Source organism: Alteromonas sp. ABH2_165, from assembly GCF_056159945.1.
This window is the reverse complement of the sequence record NZ_JBSWWF010000009.1, coordinates 48,989-69,616: the sequence shown is the minus strand read 5'-3', so window position 1 is coordinate 69,616 and position 20,628 is coordinate 48,989. Positions and strand designations below refer to the sequence as shown.

The following is a 20,628-nucleotide window of genomic DNA, read 5'->3' as shown; positions in this document are numbered from 1 at the left end:
GGGCTTCGTCTTTTTTTGAATATGCGTATTCTAATGGCTAGACTTGGCGCTTAAAAGCATCAATTCACGTAAAGCCACAGAAAATTTTGCAAATTCGTGTGTGGAGCTGGTTTTGAACTCACTCATCATATGATACCAGCGCTTCAGCAGCGCCTGATTATTGTCCATCCAGGTTTGCAGAATTTCATCTGCATCCTGGCTGTCAGGCCGTGTTTGAAGCAGGTTCAGTGTAATTGAACGCTGCTGCCAGTCTAACTCTTCCCGGTAGGATGCCCGGGCCAACGCCTGCCAATGGTTGCTGACATTCTGGTTGGTAATTTGCGCGAGGAACCAGTGTAGCTCTAATTTCGAACCTAACTGGAAGTAAAGCTTCGCAATTACCGAGGTATCATGGCTGTCTACATCATCGATTTGTGCCAAATCCAGACTTGAGAACAGATTCGAGAAGCTCGAGATCTGGGTGGCAATGTCTTCTGGCACGCCTTTATCTACCAGTTTCGCCGTTTCTTTCTTCAGTGCGGCATATTCTTCTGGTACCAGATACGTTTGCATATTGGCAGCAAGATTGTCGAACGTGGCGCGATACGCCTCAATGGCCGAATGAATACCCAGTGACTTATTGCCATGGCGAATATACCAACGTGCTGTTCTACGCATAATTCGACGGGCACTCTCTAGAATCTTAAGCTGTAAATCAGCATCAATTACATTGTCGAGTGCTTCAATTTTGCGCCACAGCGGGTCGATGTTGAAGATGCCTTTTACTACGGCATAAGCATCTGCAATTTCATCAACGGTTGCGCCCGTCTCTTCCTGCATACGGAACACGAAGTTCAGACCCATATCGTTAACGATATTATTAGTCAGCTTGGTGGCAATGATTTCACCGCGTAGTGGATGCTGCTCCATTTGCTCCGGATACTTGTCACGCAACACAGGAGGGAATGCATTAACCAGCAGCTTTCCGTGGTAAGGATTTTCGGTGATAGCGGGAATATTGAACGCGTCTTTAAGCACCATTTTGCCGTAGGCAATCAGTACGCTGAGTTCAGGACGTGTCAGGCCGCGATCTTTCGCAACGCGATCGGAAATCTCGTCATCCGTAGGAATAAATTCCAGTTCACGATTCAAACGCCCTTCTCTTTCAAGACCATGAATAAAGCGCAACTGTTCTTTAAGCTGAGATACCCCGGCCCGTTCAGTAATCGAAATAGACTGGGTTTGACGGTAACAGTCTTCAAGCACGATGCGAGACACATCGTCGGTCATATCGTAAAGCAACTTGTTACGTTGTTTAACGGTAAGATCACCGGCACTCACCAAGCTGTTGAGCAGGATCTTGATATTAACTTCGTTATCTGAACAGTCTACACCGCCCACATTATCAATGAAGTCGGTGTTCACACGACCGCCAGTGGCCGCATATTCAACACGACCTAGTTGGGTGAGACCCAGGTTACCGCCCTCGCCTACGATTTTCGCATTCACGTCTTTACCGTTTACCCGCAAATCGTCATTGGCGCGGTCACCCACCTCAGCGTGGGATTCTTTATTACTCTTAATGTAAGTACCGATACCCCCGTTCCAGATAAGATCCACAGACATCTTCAGAATATTGTGAATCAACTCGTTAGGCGTCATCGACACCTGGCGGGTACCCAGCCACTTCTTCATTTCAGCAGTCAGTTTAATGGATTTACTGGCACGGCTGAAGATACCGCCGCCTTTTGAAATCAATGCACTGTCATAGTCTTCCCAACTCAGACTGGGGTTTTCAAATAAACGCTGACGTTCTTTATAAGAACTTTCTGCATCTGGGTCGGGGTCGAAGAAAATGTGCAGGTGGTTGAACGCTGCAATCAAACGCGTATGGCGCGACAACAACATACCGTTACCGAATACGTCACCGGCCATGTCACCAATACCCACGGCGGTAAAGTCGGTGGTTTGACAATCGATACCAATTTCACGGAAGTGACGCTTAACCGATTCCCACGCACCACGGGCAGTAATCCCCATTTTCTTGTGGTCGTATCCGACACTACCACCAGACGCAAAGGCGTCACCTAACCAGAAGTTGTACTCTTCAGAAATGCCGTTAGCAATATCTGAGAATGTGGCGGTGCCTTTGTCGGCAGCCACTACCAGGTACGGATCGTCTTCATCCAGTCGTACCACATCTTTCGGCGGTACGATTTCACCATTAACGATATTGTCGGTGATATCCAGCAAACTGCGGATAAAGGTGCGGTAACACGCCTGACCTTCGGCCTGGAATGCAGCACGACCGCCTGTGGTCGGCAATTGTTTACAAACAAATCCGCCTTTAGCCCCAACTGGCACGATTACAGTGTTCTTAACCTGCTGCGCCTTAACCAAACCGAGAATTTCCGTGCGGAAATCTTCTTGTCGGTCAGACCAGCGTAAACCACCACGTGCAACCTTGCCGCCACGTAAATGCACACCTTCAACCCGGGGGCTGTATACGAAAATTTCAAACTTCGGTAGTGGCAATGGCATTTCCGGGATCATATCCGGGCTCATTTTGAATGACACATAAGGCTTCTCGTTGCCTTCTGCATCGCCTTGGTAGAAGTTTGTACGCAAAGTCGCCAGCATCATATCCAGATAGCGGCGAATTATACGGTCGTCATCCAGGTTGCTAACGTTATCCAGTTGTTTTTTGATGTCATCAAGCAAGGTGTCTTCTTTCTTCTTATTACGTTTCTTCGACGGGTCGAAGCGCGTATCAAAGAAAGCCACTAACTTCTTGGCGATATCAGGATAAGCAGACAGCGTATTGGCGATGTAGTCGCGGCTAAAAGAACTGCCGGTCTGACGCATGTATTTTGCGTAAGCACGTAGAATAGTCACTTTTCGTCCGGTCATGCCTGCGCCCAGGATCAGGCGGTTGAAAGCATCGTCTTCCAGCGTATTTGCCCAAACTTTGGCAAAGGCATCCTGGAACAGTGTTTGTGCCTGTTCCATATCCAGGTGACTACCTGATTTATGCAGCATGGTGAAATCCATCACCCAGTTCAGCGATGTATCTGAACAGTGCACCTTGTATGGACTCTCATCAATAACGCGCAAGCCAAAGTTTTCCAGCATGGGTAGCACATCAGACAGGTGAATAGGTTCCGCGCGGTGGAACAGTTTCAGTTTCACCACTTCGCTGCTGACATTTTCTTCCTGCGGACGATAGAACAACATATCCAGCGTATGGTCGTCGCTTAGCAGCTCAAGTTTCTCAATATCAATGAGCGCAGCGCTGGGCAGGTTTTGCTCCATATAGCTACGGGAAAACGCATTCGTATACTTGCGCTCTAACGCCTTACCCGAAGCTTCACCGTGGGCAGCTTTAATCGCTGATGCGAGGCGGTCATTCCAGGTTTTGCTCAGCTCGATGATGTTCTGCTCAATTTCCTTCACATCGTAATCCACATTGTTGTTTTTTACCCGGGCGATATAGTGCGTTCTGGCATAAACCGATTCTGAGAAGAAAGTGGTAAATTCCACGTCTTCTTCCGTACCAAACGAACGCTGAAGCAATGCTTGCGTATCTTTTCTTAGCTGCGTGTTGTAGCGCTCTCTGGGTACATAAACCATGCACGACAAGAAACGTCCGAACACGTCTTTACGCATAAACAGGCGGGTGATACCCCGTTCCTGCATTTGAAAGATGCCCATTATGATCTGCGCCATCTCATCTGCAGGGGTTTGCAGTAACTCATCACGGGGATAGGTTTCGATGATATTCACGAACGCTTTGTAAGCGTGAGTTCCAGGCTCATAACCAGACAACGAGCAAATTTCACTGATTTTACTGGCCAAGACTGGAATTTCAGTGGCGCTGGAGTTATAGAAAGACGCGCTGTACAAACCAAGGAAGCGATGCTCGCCCACTACGGCACCCTCTTTGTTGAATACTTTAACGCCAACATAGTCCATGTAAGCCGGGCGATGTACGCGGGCTCGGGAATTCGTTTTGGTTAGCATTAACGGTTTTTGACTCAAGGCTTCGGCACGGGCTGAAGGAGGCAAATTAGAAATGAGTCGTTCGCGGTCACTGACTGACTTTTTCATCAAGCCTAGGCTGCTGTCATTGACCGGTATCCAACGGTAGTCGCCTTCAATGGCTTTGGCATCGTAATACCGGTAACCCATCATGGTAAAGTTATGATCAGCTAACCATTCGAGAAATTGTACTGCTTGCTTTTTGCGTTCATCAGATACCTGCCAGTTGAGTTTACTAGCCGTCTTAATGACGGTATCTAACTTTGTCGACATGGCTTGCCAGTCTTCTACCGCAAGCGATACCTCATCAACAACAGAACGAAGTTCTTTTGTTAGCAGGTCAATATCTTTCTTCGATGTTTGTCTGTCGATTTCGATAAACAACACCGTTTGTTTCAAGGCATGCTTGTCTTTGCTGCCGTGTTCAACGAAAGACTCTACCTGGTTTTTATCGTCGCGCTTCAACCAAACCGGGCTGTGAAGCATTAAGTGCGAGGTGATGTTAAGACGATTAAGACACATGCGAACCGAATCCACCAGAAACGGCATATCGCGAACAATAATTTCTACAATGGTGTGACTGGAATGCCAGCCATGCTTGGCAATTTCCGGGTTAAAAACACGTATGTAAGGAGCTGAAGAATCAAAAGAAGAAAATACGTGCCATAAACTAAGCGTCGCACCGTAGAGATCGCTGTCGTTTCGATCTTCCAGGTCGTCATTTGAAATCGTTTTAAATAAATGTTGGCCAAATTGTTCTACCAACGCTTTTTGTTGCGCATCAATCTTTTTATCGATAAGTGAAAAAACATTATCAAGCAGCACCGACTGCCGCTGTGAGGTGACTGTCATGGTTAAACCTTAATTAGTCGTAAGTGCACAGAATCCCTACCTATTTTCGCTAATCTTCAGTCCTTTTGAAAGGGAAGTTTTAACGCTTTATTAACAGCATAGATAACTATGCAGAAAAGGCATAAAAAAAAGGGCCATCAGGCCCTTTTTTGTAAGTAACTATGCAAAAAAAGTTTTATGCATCAGGGTCATTTTTACTCAACCAGAGAAATCTGGACAGTGCTGGAAGCACAATAATGGCACCCAGCATGTTCACCAAGAACATAAACGTCAGCAAAATACCCATATCCATCTGGAATTTAAGCGATGAAAATACCCAGGTACTCACGCCAACAGCAAGCGTAATTCCAGTAAACAGTACCGCACTACCCCGTTCTTTTAATGCATCGAGGTAGGCTTGCTGTACAGTGGCACCCGCTTTGAGCTTATGACTCATGGTAGAAAGAATATAAATACCGTAGTCCACGCCTATCCCTACGCCTAATGCAATTACCGGTAAGGTTGAGACGGTAAGACCTATCTGCAGATACGTCATCAGTGCTTGGGCCAGAACCGATACCACATATAACGGCAATACCACTGATAAGGTGGCTCGCACCGAGCGGAAACTGATCAGACATAAAATGATCACCGCGCCGAAAACGTATAGCATCATTGGCCCTTGGGCGGATTCCACCGCTTCATTGGTCGCCGCCATTACGCCAACCGGACCCGACGCTAACTTGAACTGCATGTCGTCGGTTTCATATTCATTTCGGAACGTCTTTACGGCAGTGACCACCCGAGAGATCGTTTCTGCTTTATGATCTTCCATAAACAGGATAATCGGCATCACGGAACAATCGCCGTTAAGTAAACCCGATGACGTAGGCACCATAGAAATGTCTTGCGCCAACATCTGGTTACTTCGGGGTAGCACCTGCCATTTAACGTTACCTTCATTAAAGCCTGCATTCACGTTTTTCGCCACTGATGCCAGAGAAACGGTCGACTGAATGCCCTCTACGTTGGCCATCTTCCACTGAAAATCGTCCATGGCACGCATTACGCCGTAAGACGTACAGGCTTCGGGTGAGGTTTCCACCACCACTGACAGATAATCTACGGTGAGGGAATACTTATCAGTGATAAGGAAAGTGTCTTGATTGTAACGAGAACTCTCTTGCAACGAAGGGGCCCCAGCGTGCAGATCGCCTATTTTCATTTGCTGTGACTGGAACCAACCAAAAATGAACAGCCCCACAGTTACCAGCATAATGATGGTGGCCGGTTTCTTATTGGCACACGACGCAATGGCTTTCCAGAAAGCTGAGTTACGCTGTTCTTTCTTATTAAATTGCTTAACGTAGTTGTCGTTAAGCGATAGAAAGCTCATCAGCACTGGCAGTAAGATAAGGTTAGTAAGAATAATGACTGCCACACCCAAACTCGCGGTGATGGCCAGCTCACGAATAATACCAATATCAATGACCAGCAGTGTCATAAAGCCTACGGTATCAGACAGCAAAGCCACACCACCAGGCACTAACAGTGCTCTGAACGCGCTCATTGCAGCATGTTGCGCACCCATGCCAGCAACCACTTTTTTCTCTACCGCATTGATCATTTGCACGCCATGGCTTACACCGATAGCGAAGACCAGGAAAGGGACAAGAATTGACATGGGATCAAGGCCAAAGCCCAACACGGTAAGTAAACCTAACTGCCAGACTACCGCCACCACTGAACACACCAAAGGCAGAATGGTCATCATGATATTACGGGAGAAGAAGAACACCATCACGGCAGTAATTGCCAGTGCAATGGCAAAGAACAACACAACATCCTTCGCGCCATTGGCTACATCACCAATCATTTTGGAAAAACCGATGATGTGTACGCTCACTGCATCATTTTCAAACTTCCCGCGAACATCTGATTCTAAATCGGATGCCACTTGCAGCATATCCAGCGATTCGCCAGTTTTGGGGTCGAGATTCAGCAGGCGCGCTGTAACCATGGCACAACTGTAATCGTTGGCTACCTGACGGCCCACAATACGTGCTTTTTCCACGTTAACGGCGACTTGATCGAGTGCGGCCTGTCGGGAAGAGTCGAAATCTGCCGGAATCACCGGACCACCAGAAAATCCACCTTCAACGATTTCAGTAAATCGGGTTGAGGCAGCAAACAAGCTGGTTACTGAGGAACGGTCTACACCGTTAACAAAGAACAGCGCATCATGAACTTGTTGGAGCGTGTCCATGAATTGCTGGTTATAAATATTGCCGTTCGCATCACAAACTGAAACCAGCACACTGTTAGCACCACCGAAATCTTCTCGGTGTTCCATGTAGGTTTTCATATACGGGTGATTTAGCGGCACGTTTTTTTCGAATCCGGCATCGAGGTGCATCATCGACGCCTGAAAACCGAGGTAAAGGGTGACAAGAGCGAAGAGCGCCACCACCACTTTTCGGTAACCGAAAATTAATCGTTCTAATAGCGTGGTAAAGCTAGCCATTTGTTATTTTATTCCGTTTCTAATTGCTGAATGCCATTTGCCGTTACGGCGATAAGATGGCCATTGAATCGCGTTACGTTGACAATACTGGCTTTATCTTTGGTTTGCTGGGCAGTGAAACCATTTGCTGGCGTACATTGGCCAGGCGCGGCCCATGGGTCGTAGCTCACGGCATGGATGGGATGTTCGAGTGTTACCATCATGCCATTGTTGCCATACAATTTGATGGCATCGCTGTTGTCGGTCAAAATTGAATTTAATGTACCGGATAAGCAAGTGGGCACTTGTTCCCATGCCTCGTTGTTACGTTGAACGAACACATTTCCACGTAAGCCAGCTAACATAATGGTGGAATCGTTGATAAGCGCGACATCCTGAAACGAGCCCTGGTACTCCATTTCCAGTCTTTGCCATGATGCGCCCATGTTGTCGCTGCTTGCCACCAGACCCGCTTCACCAACCAGGTACAGTTTATCGTTAATAACGCGTAACTTATTAAAGTGCGGCAATATCAGACTTAACTCTTCTTCATAATATTCAGGCGAGTCTTGTTTTACTTCTTCCAGGTACTCTTGATCCATTGCACTTAAAATTGATGCGTGAAGCTCTTGCTTCCAGGTACTGCCGCCGTCGTTAGTGCGGAAAAACAGCCCGTAAGCACCTACGGCAATGCCCTGTTGCTCATTGAAAAAAGTGATATCGAAAAAGGGCTTTTCCAGCTCGGGTTTTGCCATTTGCACTACCCAGGTTTTACCCTTATCGGCAGAATACAGAATTGTCGCATCATGACCCGCTGCCCAGACTTTATCGCCTAATACCGTGACCGCAGTGAGCGTTGTCGTCGTCGGTACGGCCTGTTGGTCGAAGACTTCACCGTCGGAGGAAGTAAGAATGTGACCGCGTTCACCCACAGCAACAACAAAATCCGTGTGGTCGATATCCAGAAGCAATGACTCGGTAACCCGTGGCGCCTGATAGGCTTCCTGGGCCTGTGCACTGAACACGGCAGATAATACGAAGATTGCCATCAACGTGCTTTTCATAAAAATTATTTTCCTAAATAGCGCATAGTGTTGAAAAAAGAACGGTTGGCATTGCCAACCGTTTTTTCATGGATGAAATTAACGGCCTCTCCGTCTCAGCGCGTTAGGGGTGAATTCTGATTCACGAGGACGGATAGTAAAATCATACATTTTGGTCTCGTTATCCAGGCCGATAGCCAGGTAACGTCTGGAGTTTAAGTCGTGATAAACATCCAGTGTCGACCATTGGGTTGGAACATCATAGTAATTGATGCCGTAAGCAAATGCGACACGGTAAAGCTCACCGTTCTTGTCGTACATATCCGCTTCCTGGATTTGCCAGCTATCTTCATCGATGTAGAAAGTACGCTTCTGATAGATATGGCGGAAACCGTCTTTCAAGTTGGCTTCTACCACCCAAACGCGGTGTTTTTCCCAACGGGTCAGATCCGGATTAATATGATTTGGCTTGAGGATGTCTTCGTACTTCACCTCATCACTGTGCAAATCGTAATTATTGTACGCCACGTACATTTCTTTTTTGCCCTTCAGTTCCCACGTGTAGCGATCTGGGGAACCATTGAACATATCAAAATCATCGGTGGTACGCAGACCATCCGCTTCAGTTCCCGGGGTGTCGTACGCAATTTGCGGAACAACGTTCAGGCGGCCGGTGGCGCTGCTGTACTTCCAGGCTTTACGCGGTTCTTTAACCTGATCCACCGTTTCTTTTACTAGCAGAATACTGCCAGACAGCAGTGCAGGCTCGGTCACACTTTGTTTGAAGAAGAACAAGATGTTGTCTTTTTCCAGCTCTTCTGGCTTCGCGTTTTCGTCGGAATACTGGATCAGCAGTTTCTCATCGAAACCAATCAGGTTGTAATCACCAGATGAAGTTACCGCTGCCTGACCACCAAAACGCTGCACGGCCTGTCCACGATAACGCAGAATATGGTTCCAGATAGCCTCAAGACCATTTTGCGGCACTGGGAAAGGAATACCGGTTGCGGCACCGGTCACACCATTACCCGATTCAATCAATGAAGCGTTAACCGCATTTTTCTTGGTGGCATCATACACAAACTGTGGGTTGGATGCCGAACGACGAGACTGATACACCGGCATGCGATAAGTGTCTGGGTAAGTTTCAAACAGCTTAATTTGTCCTGGCGCCAGAAACTCTTCATATTCTTTATAGTTAGACGAAGTAATTTCGAACAACACCTTATCTTCCGGGAATGGATTGATATGGTGATCACCCACAGAGTAACCCGCCGGTGCACTAGTAATGCCGCCGGTATAAGCCGGAATGCTACCATCCGCATTCGCTGACGCATCACCACCTAATGGCGTGAGGCTATTACCCAGTTTGTCAGCTTCCTGTTGACTCACCGCAGCCAATGCGGTGGTCGATGACAGGGCTAAGGTCATTGCAGCAGCGATAAGTCCTGCTTTTCTAAACATGCGATACTCCTTAGATCGAATACTTGATATTGAACGACACAAAATCGCGATCGGCTAACTGGTTAGTTGTTCCCAGACCGCCCCAGAAGGCACTGTATGACGCCGTCGCAGACCAGGAATTTAAGTAGTTAAACGTAAAGGCCAGGCTGGCGGATTTTGAATCTTCCAAAAAGACATACAGTGGGTCCGGTGTGGTACCACTTACATCGTGAGAGAACGTGGCTCGGGTACGTAAGTTCACACCTGAGAATACGTTATTAAAATCAGCGACAGCCAACAGTCGATAACCCCATGAATTTTCGGTGGCAAAGGGGTTTGTTTCCGGCCCATTTGACAAACCGGTGTGTAAACCAAATCGTGGGTTACCGCTTTCCGTTGGCTCCAGTGACGGTGTTCTACCCGTTCCCGGCGCATTCAAACGCAGTACACTTGGATCGGGGAAGTCCAATACGCTCACGTAACCGACTTCACCCAGGAAAATCAGATTGTCTGTGCCCAGTGCAGGACCGAATACTTGGGTTAACGTAAACTGCGCCTGTACCGTATCTGAGAACACAAAACCTTGCGCGGTTTCACCAGGTCCCACCGCACGATCAATATTGTTTAGCTGTGAAATACCAGCCAGGTCCGGACGATAGCCCGTGTTGGCCAACTGTTCTGGCATACCCATGTACAGCAGTTCAACATCGTCGATTTGCAATGGCTCATCTACACGGTAAGCAATTTCACCGGCCAATGCCCAACTTTCAATGTTGGTATTAAAGCTAAATCCGTACAGTTTAATGTCTTCAGGATAATAGAAACGGGCTTCTGTAAACGCCTCTAAATCGGTGATGTTGTCCCGGGTAATTTGATTTTGTGCGATTAGCGCTAAATCACTGGCAATACCGGCTTGGGTAAAGTCAGATGTCACACCGGAAATCAGTGGGCGCTGACTATGATAATTAATGTGGTAGAAGCCAAGTTCGCTATTATTTAATGCCTCAGAATACCAGGTCAGGCGAACACCGTACTGACCTTGATCGTCGGCATCTTCATGGGCGTCATCAGAATAACCGCGCACTGCCACTTTGGTAGGATAAGCAAGATACGCTTGACCAATGGTACCTGCATCAGCACCCGCACGTAGGGCGTCACCCAAACCATTTAACGAAGTTAACAGGAAGTCCAGATCGATATCCGGGTTACCGGTAAAACCAAGCTGAATATTGTTAGCCTGACCGCCTTCACTGGCAAAATCGTTGGTAGCAAAATAGCTGCCTGCAACCGGCAACCAGCTGCGTTCCCACTCATACTGATAGTATGCAGAAATACTAACTTCGTCAGTTAAACCCAAAGACGCGTACACCATGCCAACAGGAATAAAAAATTCCTTAATTTCAGCACCCGGCGAACGAGCACGGTTAACATCGATTGGGTTTGTGGTATTGATACCGTGCTGGATAAACGTACTTTCCCCCCAACTCACGACTTGATCACCAATACGGATAGAAAACGGCTTGTCGTCAATCCAGAAGTCACCGTAAAAGTAGGAACTTAAGATACGAAAATCATTACAAAGCAACTCTTCAGCACCGGGTGACGCGCAGAGATCAGGCTTCTGCCCCGTGATAGGATTTACCGCGACATTATCGTTGTCGTTTTGAACGAAATCATAGAACCAGAAAGCGCGTGTGAAGAAACCCCAGTCGCCCATGTTAATGTCTAAATCATGGTTACCAGAAATCTGTGTAGAAAAGGCTTTACCCGGGTCCCAGGACAAATCGCCGAGGTCGTTATTCGAGGAATAATCACCACTGGCTTGGGCCCACACATCTGCAGGCTGATAAATCACATTGGTCGCGGCGTTATACCCTGTCCAATCGAACTTTGGGTGGTTGCTGTTACCAATAAGACGATAATCACGATCCTCAGTACGGATGCTTGTCGCTAAGGTGAAAGTAGAATCCAGAGTAATGGTTGCATCTCCGAATTCCCAATTCGCGGCAGTAGCCGGAGAGGCTGTAGCAAGTAAGGCAATGATACCAGCGGCAACTGGTGTCTTTTTAAATGTGCTATGCCCGTTTATCATAGTTTTTATTCTCCTGATCCAGCGCTGACGATACCAGGTAGCGACGCGCAGACGTGTGACCAACTTGGGTAGTTAACAAAATGATTACATCATTTTGTCAGTTTCGCAAGAACTAATCGTACCAGTTAACACTGGCAATAAAATTTTCTCTTTCAACTAGTTATTGAACAGAATCAGAAGAATCGCCAGTTTTTGGCTGAAATTATCGTAATCTTTCGAATGTTTTGATCTTATTATCGCCACTCACGACCAGGCGAAAACGCCCTTTCAGGCCACGACTGTCGATAAACGGACGCAGGCGGCTAACAGGAACTTGAACCCGAATGCCGGATTCAGAAAGCAGGATGGCAGACTGGCCGGCGCTTTGATAAAGCGCCTGGCAGTCTGTATAAGACATTGACAAGGTAAAAAAATAAAAAGCGTCAGGTTTATTCACTTTTCTCGTAAGCCAGGCTTTTACTCACTTTTTCGAACACGTCCTTGCTTAACCCTTCATGATTAACGAGGCGCGTTAACTGCGCTTTCATTTTTTGCTGATGCTTCTCCGCATAGTTTTGCCATTGCGTTAGTGGTGTCACGATGCGCGCGGCCACTTGTGGATTGTGTTGATCCAATTCAAGCAAATAATCGGTGACGTATTGGTAACCACTCCCGTCTGGCTGGTGGAAGCCAACCGGATTGTAGAAAGCAAAACTGCCTATGAGCGCCCTCACCCGGTTGGGATTTCCCATGGTGAACTGAGGATGGGATTTAAGCATGGTGATGTGGGCCAGTATATCTTCACGCTCAGTGGTCGCATTCAGTGCAAACCATTTGTCTAGCACCAGCGGATCATGCTTCCACTTCTGTTCGAAGGCGGTCATTAAGCTGTTGAATACTTCAGCACTGCCGCTTTGGGCTGCACGCAATGCACCGAGCGAATCCGTCATATTATCAGCTTCAGCAAATTGCTTTTCGATAAGCGCTTCACCGTCGGCGGTGCGGGCAAGATGACCTAACACCACATTTTTACAGCGGCGCGCATTCACGTCTGTTTGCTTATACGTATAACTGACTGACGAAAAACCGTTCCACACAGTTAACAATGCACTATGCAGTTCTGACGCAAACTGCGCACAGAATGATTGACGGGCAGAAGCCAACTCAGCCACATCCACACCAACGCGATTTTGGCATAAGGTTTCAAAACTTGGGATCGATAAACATTCGCCTAAAAGCTCATGATTGTCTTTTTCTGCAGCAATCACGTCGGCGAGTGCTTTCCACACAGAGTCAGGTACCTTCTTATCGAGCTCAATTTGCGTGATACACCAATCATACAGAGATTGCATTGCATCCCAGCGATTGAATGGATCGTCTGCGAAACGGAATATTTGCAGCAGTTCCTTGGCCGAAAGAGGATTTTCCACTTTGACCGGTGCAGAGAAATTCCCTAACACAACCGGTAGACATGACTCTGGCACATCAGAAAACATCAATGAAACATTAGGCTTATCGAGAATAACCAAACCGTCTTTAATCAGGCCGTCGTCATCGGGATAATGTTTGCCGATATCGTCGATACACTCAAAAGCCACAGGAATATATAAAGGTTCTTTTTCTTGTTGGTTTGCAGTGGCAGGTGTGTGCTGAGAAAGCGAGATATGCAACGTACGCTTTTGTTTGTCGTACATGCGTGAAACACCAACTACAGGCGTACCCGATTGACTGTACCATTTGGCAAAGTGCGATAAATCTCGCTCAGTGGCGGTTTGCATTGCAGCGACAAAATCATCACAGGTTACTGCCTGGCCATCGTGACGACGGAAGTACTCATCCATGCCTTTACGGAAACCATCAGCACCTAGCAAGGTGTGGAACATGCGTATGACTTCAGCGCCTTTGTCGTAAACCGTCACCGTATAAAAGTTATTCATCTCGATAACTTCATCAGGGCGGATCGGATGACTCATGGCACTGGCGTCTTCCGCAAATTGATGCTCTCGCATCACCCGCACGTGCTTAATACGGTTGCTTAACGCCGAGGTCATATCAGCGCTAAACTGCTGATCACGGAACACGGTAAGACCTTCTTTCAGGCTCAGTTGGAACCAGTCGCGGCAAGTTACCCGGTTGCCAGTCCAGTTGTGGAAGTATTCGTGGGCAATGACAGATTCCACGTTGAAGAAGTCTTCATCGGTAGCACTGTCTTGATCGGCCAGAACAAACTTACTGTTAAAGACATTCAGACCTTTATTTTCCATTGCACCCATGTTGAAGAAATCAACAGCCACAATCATATAAATGTCGAGATCGTATTCCAAGCCAAAGGTATCTTCGTCCCATTTCATCGCTCGCTTGAGTGATTCTAAGGCGAAGACTCCTTTATCACGTTTGCCTTTATCGACATACAATTCAAGTTTAACATCGCGTCCACTGGTCGTGATGTAATTGTCTTCAAGTAAATCGAAATCACCGGCAACCAAAGCAAACAAGTAGCAAGGTTTAGGATGCGGGTCCTGCCAGGTTACCCAGTGCGTTCCATCACTCTGTTCACCTTTTGCGATAGGATTTCCGTTTGCCAGCAACGTAGGATATTTTTTCTTGTCGCCAGATACGGTAACTTCATACTTCGCCAACACATCAGGACGGTCGAGGAAATAAGTAATGCGGCGGAAACCTTCCGCTTCACACTGGGTACAAAAAACACCGTTAGACAGGTAAAGGCCTTCAAGGGCCTTGTTATTCTGCGGGTCGATTTCAGTTTCGACGGTGAGCTCGAACGTATCAGGCACTTCGGTAAGTGAAATTCCACCGTCTACGTGAGAATAAAGGTTGTAGGCTTCGCCATTAACCGCAAGGCTGAGCAACTGCATTTTTTCACCATCGAGAAACAGCGGAGAATTATGGTTACCCACACGCTGGACGGTAGACACGGTTTTGATACGTGTTGCAGTAGCATGAAGTTGTACATGCATGACCACATTGGTGATCGTGTACAGTGGCGGCTGGTAATCCAGCCGACGCTTAACATTAACGCTCATAAGAACCCCTTATAAAAGAAAAACTATGCGCGCTCCCCTTTGTCTTCACTGCTTGGGAACGGAGGCTCCAGGCGAAGGATCTTAATGCCCAGATACGCATAAATGACTGCGAGGATAGGATTAATTACGTTGAAGAACGTGTAAAAGATGTACTCAAATGGGTGCACCATCAAGACACCTTGCATGTAGGCACCACAGGTATTCCACGGAATGAGCGGCGACGTCAGTGTACCGCCATCTTCCAAACTGCGGGAAAGATTGAGTTGGTTTAATCCCCGTTTTTCAAATTCCTGTTTGTACATACGGCCTGGCATAACAATAGACATATACTGATCGGCAGTGACCAAGTTAGTGCCAAGACAGGTAAGTATGGTGCGGCTAATCATATCACCAGCAGATTTTGCTCCAATAAGAATAGCGCTCACCGCACGTTTTAGCAGCCCTACTCGCTCCAGCACTGCACCAAAGGACATGGCACAAATAATCAGCCAAATCGTATTCAGCATTGAAGACATACCGCCGCGACTAAGCAGCGCATTCAGATTTTCATCAGGGGTGGAGAAACTTACGCCATCGAACAGCGCAGTCCAAACTACTTTTAAGGTACCGATGGCTTCTGAGTCTGCACTGTCGGCCATACCTGCCACCACATCGCCCTGAAATACAATTGCCCAAATTCCACCCAGCAAAGCGCCAATTGAAACCGCAGGAAAGGCGGGCATTTTACGTACAGCGAGGGTTAATAAAACAACCAACGGGATTAGCATATACCAACCCAAATTAAAGGATTCAGCCAGTAGCGTTTGCATTTGCTCGATACGTGCTAACGACGCAGCGTCCGTTTCAGAAAATCCCAGTACCGTGAACAGAATAAGGGCAATGATGAAACTAGGAATGGTCGTCCAAAGCATATAACGTATATGCTCAAACAAATCCGTGCCTGCCACGGCCGGTGCCAGGTTGGTGGTTTCAGACAGTGGTGAAATTTTGTCACCAAAATAAGAACCAGATACCACAGCGCCAGCCGTAATCGCCGGTGACATATCCATACCGGTCGCCACGCCCATGAGCGCTACACCCACTGTGGCTGCGGTGGTCCAGGAGCTACCAATGCTCATAGCCACAACCGCACAAATCAGACAGGTAGCGGCGTAGAAAAACGAAGGATTCAGCAGCTCAAGGCCGTAGTAAATCAACGTAGGTACGGTGCCTGCTAACATCCAAGTACCAATGAGGGAGCCCACCGCCAGAAGAATCAAACAAGCGCCCAGTGCCATCGAAATACCTTTAACGATGCCGGCTTCTATTTCTTTCCAGCTATGGCCATTTTTCATGCCGATGATGGCTGCGAGTCCCGTTCCTAATAACAGTGCAATCTGATTAGGACCGTAAGACGAGTTGTCTGCAAACAGATAAACCGCGCTTCCCATCATGATAACAAGCGCGACAATAGGAATGAGTGCGTCGAGAAGTGAAGGATCTTTTATTGTCTTTTTCATTGTAGTTATGACTCTTATTATGAAACTTACAGAACCGAACGAGTAAACATCAGGAAGATAACCACCGGACAGACGAACTTCACATACCAGGGCCAGATTTTCCAGAACAAACTATGCTCCGCTTCTGCAAAGCCGTCTTTTAGCTCTTCGAGAATAGCATTTCTTCGCCATACCCAACCCGCGAAAATACACAGAACCAAACCAAGCAACGGCTGGCTATACTCAGTAGTAGCGGTGATCACCAATACAAATAAAGCGTCGAAATTGAGAATAATGGTACAACTGGAAACAAAAATAATCGCCGCCATGATCCACACCGCGGTACTGCGCTTTTTCTTATGATTTTCTACCAGATAAGCAACGGGTACTTCGAGCATAGAAATAGAAGAGGTTAACGAGGCAATCACCATCAGTGCAAAGAATGCGATGGATAAGTAGATGCCCACGGTGCCGATGGTGTTAAATAATGCGGGTAAAACGGTAAAAATCAGTTGGTCGCCGTCAATAAGCGCGCCGTCTGCATTAAAGATTTCTACGCCGTTATTTAATGCAACGTACATGGCGGGAATGATCAGCATACCGGCAATGATAGCCACGCCGATATCTACCAGTGCAACCCACATACCGATGGAGGGCAGGTTTTCTTTCTTCGACACATACGAGCCGTAAACCAGCATGGTACCGACACCTAAAGACATGGAGAAGAACGCTTGGCCCATGGCACTTATGAGCAAGTCAGGATCCGTCACGCGGCTAAAGTCTGGCAAAAGGTACGCTGCCCAGCCTTCACCTGCACCGGGTTGCAGACTCACATAAACGATCAACGCAAGAATGATAACCACCAGTGACGGCATTAAACGCACTGACCATTTTTCAATCCCGGACTTCACACCACCCAAAACGATGCCCGCCGTCATAATCATGAAACAGAGGCAAAATAGAATATTTCTGGAAGTAGAGAATTCCGTGATCCACGGTGACAGGTCGTTTAGCCCAAGTGCGCGAACAATGCCATCTAAGAAAAATGACAACATCCAACCGCCCACAATGGCATAGAAAGCAAGAATGCCGGAAACAGTCAAACAGCCCCATAAGCCAGTTAGCGTTCCTGTGACGTTACCGGATATTTTAGTGAGCGCATCGACCATATTGGCCCGGGTAGAACGACCAATGATCAACTCTGCCATGAGTACCGGATAAGCCAATACGAAGGCCAGTAACAGGTACACTAATACAAATGCAGCGCCACCGTTGGTCGCAACTTGTGTAGGAAAGCCCCATATATTTCCCAGTCCCACCGCAGAGCCAGCTGCAGCCAGAACGAAGCCTATCCGTGATGAAAATTCACCTCGCGTTGCCATGGATGTTTCCCTTTATTATTGTTGTAGTGTTTTATTTTTCTTATAGACACAAAAAAGGGGCTGGCCTTGGCACCAGCCCCTGTAGTCTTGATATTAATGCGTTTTTTGTTGATGAATTGCGTACTTACCGGTATCCAGCATATCGTAGGTGATATTTGCTGCTTCATCGAGGAACGGATCCAGTTCTTCTAAATCTTCAGGTAAGTCGTCCAAAGATTCCACCGGCTCTTTGCCCATTCGTGCTAAGCGCTCATTGGCACGCTTCAAATCGTGCTCGCGCGCTTCGTCTTTTTTCGCTTCGCGCTCAGACTTCACAAGAGAGATAAATTCTTTGTCTTTATTCTTCTTGTACTCATCAATATCTTCAGCAAGATAGATGAACTCAGGATCTTTCATCACCCGGGCGCTGTGCTTGGCGGCCAATACGTCCAGTGCACTTTGGCTATCGCCAAAAGTGGTGTAATTAGCACGGTCGATACTGTCCCACGGTAACGCGTTTTCTTCCTGACTTTCTCCCCAGTCAGCCGGATCGATAGGTGACGGGTATTTAATGTCTGGTACAACGCCTTTATGTTGCGTACTGCCGCCATCAATACGGTAGAATTTCGCAATGGTGAACTGAACGCTGCCGAGTGGATTTTCATAAAGGTCGTAAATCCGGCCTAAGCCACGATGCTGCTGAACCGTACCTTTACCAAAGGTCTGCTCACCCACAATTAAAGCACGACTGTAATCTTGCATGGCTGCCGCGAAAATCTCCGACGCAGATGCGCTGTAACGGTCAACCAGAACTGTCAGCGGCCCGTCGTAGGTCACCAGCCCGTCAGTATCGCGATTAACACTGACCTTGCCTTCACCGTAGCGAATTTGTACCACCGGACCTTTTTCAATGAATAAACCGGTCAGTAAGGTTGCTTCGGTAAGTGAACCACCACCGTTGCCGCGTAAATCGACAATGATGCCTTTCACGTCCTGGGCTTTTAGCGTATCCAGCTCTTTTTTCACATCAACGCTAAGGTTGTTGTAGAAACTGGGAATCGTAATAACCCCTAATTTCTCGCCCGCATATGGCCCGGTTTCAGGCTCATAAACTTCACCTTTCGCAGCGCGGTCTTCCAATTTAATCTTGTCGCGCGTCATGCTGACCACCGCCATAGATTTACTGTCAGAAGCCCCTTTTTGAACCTGCAAACGTACCGTGCTGCCTTTTGGCCCCTTAATCAAGTCAACGACTTCATCTAGGCGCCAGCCAACAACATCGACGAATTCTTCATCGTCTTGCGCCACACCGATGATTTTATCTTCTGGCTTAAGTGCATTCGATTTGTCAGCCGGGCCGCCCGGTACAATGCTTTTAATTACCGTGAAATCATCTTCACTTTGGAGTACCGCACCAATACCTTCAAAAGACAGGTTCATTTCCATTTGGAAACGATCGGCGTTCCGAGGTGAAAGGTAACTGGTGTGCGCTTCTACGCTGCGAGCAAAAGAGTTCATGACGGTTTGGAACACATCTTCACTTTCTGCTTGCTGTAAACGCTTAATTGCCCGCTGATATCGCTTGGTCAGTAAGTCTTTTGCTTCTTCCCAAGTTTTATCAGCCATGATCAGGTTCAGCGCATCGTATTTAACACGCTGACGCCATAACTCGTTAAGCTCAGCTTCGTTTGCGGGCCAGCTGGCTTCCTCGCGATCGTAATAAAACTTATCGCCTTCTTTTTCAAAATCGAACTCTTCGTCAAGCAAGCTTAACGCGTACTCGAATCGCTCTACCCGACGCTTGGCGCTCACATTGTACATGTTGTACGCAACCGACAAGTTGCCTCTTGCCAGCGCTTCATCGAATGCATCACGATACTTTGCGAAATCATCAATATCAGACTGCAATAACACTTGTTTGTTACTGTCGAGCGAGCGCAGGAAACGATCGTAGATTTTTTCAGAGAGGGCGTCATCCAACGCAATTTCCTTGTAATGCGCCCGTGTGAACAGTGCCCCTACCCGTTTTGCAGCAACGCTATGTTGCGTTTCCTGCTCCAGTACCGGCAGCGTATCGTCTGCCTGTTCTGTGGTGGTAGTGGCTCCAGCTCCCACTCCTACGGTGAGGAATGCACTGGCAATGGAAATGCGAAGGAGTTCTTTCATATTACGACCTCTTGGTATTAGCCAAACGTAACGCGTCTGCGTTAACTTTCACCACCATGCCTGAATCGAGTTGAACGTGAATACCGTCTTTGGCTACTTCAGTGATAACTGCTGGCATTGGCGCTTTACCGAGTTTTACGGTAACCGCTGTGCCTGGCTGGCAATCTGCATCTGTTAATTTTGCAGGGGGTGTTCTAGTTGGTCTTTCAGAATTGGATTTAGTTCCCTTGTTCACCCGTGGCTGAGGCTTTTGGCCGTTTTCGCTACGTAGACGACGTTGGGGAGGTCGCTTATCGCCGGCTGGTTTTTGCTTTGCTTTGCGCTTTTCAGCCGCTTTCGCTTTGCTTTCATCCAACTGTTGTTTGGCGTGATCAGCGTGTTCCTGCTCAATCTGCGCGTCCTGATTGCCATCAAGATCGACACGATATGCGCCTTCCTTGATGCTGTGCAGATAGCGCCAGCTGTTAGTGTAATGGCGTAACGTTGAGCGCAATAGCGTTTTGCTTACGCGTTCTTCGTTTTCCAGGCGTGCAGCCAAATCCTGAAAAATACCAATTTTCAGAGGTCGAGCTTCGCCCTCGGTGGAAAAACAGTTTGGAAAGGTTTCTGCCAGAAAGGCGATGACTTCTTTACTGTTTGCAAACTTCTCTGTGGATTCCATCAATACTTTA

The 20,628-nt window shown here is 47.5% G+C and carries 11 protein-coding genes; all 11 read right to left on the bottom strand.

Translation table 11 applies throughout. The annotated features are described in order from the left end of the window. Nucleotides 1–30 precede the first annotated feature (30 nt). Nucleotides 31–4,869, bottom strand: a complete 4,839-nt coding sequence (locus ACXAFQ_RS17045; protein ID WP_474824628.1) for an NAD-glutamate dehydrogenase — start codon at nucleotides 4,867–4,869, stop codon at nucleotides 31–33. A 175-nt stretch (nucleotides 4,870–5,044) separates the two neighbouring features. Beyond that, nucleotides 5,045–7,372 carry an efflux RND transporter permease subunit gene (locus ACXAFQ_RS17040; protein WP_474824627.1) on the bottom strand — a complete coding sequence of 776 codons (2,328 nt, stop codon included), beginning with the start codon at nucleotides 7,370–7,372 and terminating at the stop codon, nucleotides 5,045–5,047. A gap of 8 nt (nucleotides 7,373–7,380) precedes the next feature. Further along, entirely contained in the window at nucleotides 7,381–8,415 is a 1,035-nt protein-coding gene (locus tag ACXAFQ_RS17035) for a WD40/YVTN/BNR-like repeat-containing protein (RefSeq protein ID WP_474824626.1), read from the bottom strand. Nucleotides 8,416–8,493: 78 nt separating this feature from the next. Further along, the gene (locus ACXAFQ_RS17030; RefSeq protein WP_474824625.1) at nucleotides 8,494–9,858 is read right to left on the bottom strand and encodes a DUF1329 domain-containing protein; all 1,365 of its coding nucleotides are present in this window, start codon (nucleotides 9,856–9,858) and stop codon (nucleotides 8,494–8,496) included. A gap of 10 nt (nucleotides 9,859–9,868) precedes the next feature. Next, complete coding sequence (locus tag ACXAFQ_RS17025; protein ID WP_474824624.1) at nucleotides 9,869–11,929, bottom strand: DUF1302 domain-containing protein; 2,061 nt, start codon at nucleotides 11,927–11,929, stop codon at nucleotides 9,869–9,871. Nucleotides 11,930–12,131: 202 nt separating this feature from the next. Next, complete coding sequence (locus ACXAFQ_RS17020; RefSeq protein ID WP_474824623.1) at nucleotides 12,132–12,365, bottom strand: DUF2835 family protein; 234 nt, start codon at nucleotides 12,363–12,365, stop codon at nucleotides 12,132–12,134. After that, nucleotides 12,358–14,952 carry an aminopeptidase N gene (gene pepN / locus ACXAFQ_RS17015; protein WP_474824622.1) on the bottom strand — a complete coding sequence of 865 codons (2,595 nt, stop codon included), beginning with the start codon at nucleotides 14,950–14,952 and terminating at the stop codon, nucleotides 12,358–12,360. Before pepN ends, ACXAFQ_RS17020 begins: the two co-directional genes overlap by 8 nt. A gap of 23 nt (nucleotides 14,953–14,975) precedes the next feature. Further along, nucleotides 14,976–16,451: a Na+/H+ antiporter NhaC gene (nhaC, locus tag ACXAFQ_RS17010; RefSeq protein WP_474824621.1), complete on the bottom strand. Its 1,476-nt coding sequence runs from the start codon at nucleotides 16,449–16,451 to the stop codon at nucleotides 14,976–14,978. Between the two features lie 26 nt (nucleotides 16,452–16,477). After that, nucleotides 16,478–17,812, bottom strand: a complete 1,335-nt coding sequence (locus tag ACXAFQ_RS17005) for a sodium-dependent transporter (RefSeq protein WP_474824620.1) — start codon at nucleotides 17,810–17,812, stop codon at nucleotides 16,478–16,480. A 93-nt stretch (nucleotides 17,813–17,905) separates the two neighbouring features. Next, nucleotides 17,906–19,957 (bottom strand): carboxy terminal-processing peptidase, encoded by a 2,052-nt coding sequence (prc, locus tag ACXAFQ_RS17000; protein WP_474824619.1) that lies wholly within the window; start codon nucleotides 19,955–19,957, stop codon nucleotides 17,906–17,908. 1 nt (nucleotide 19,958) lies between these two features. Beyond that, the gene (gene proQ, locus ACXAFQ_RS16995) at nucleotides 19,959–20,618 is read right to left on the bottom strand and encodes an RNA chaperone ProQ (RefSeq protein ID WP_474824618.1); all 660 of its coding nucleotides are present in this window, start codon (nucleotides 20,616–20,618) and stop codon (nucleotides 19,959–19,961) included. Nucleotides 20,619–20,628: the final 10 nt, after the last annotated feature.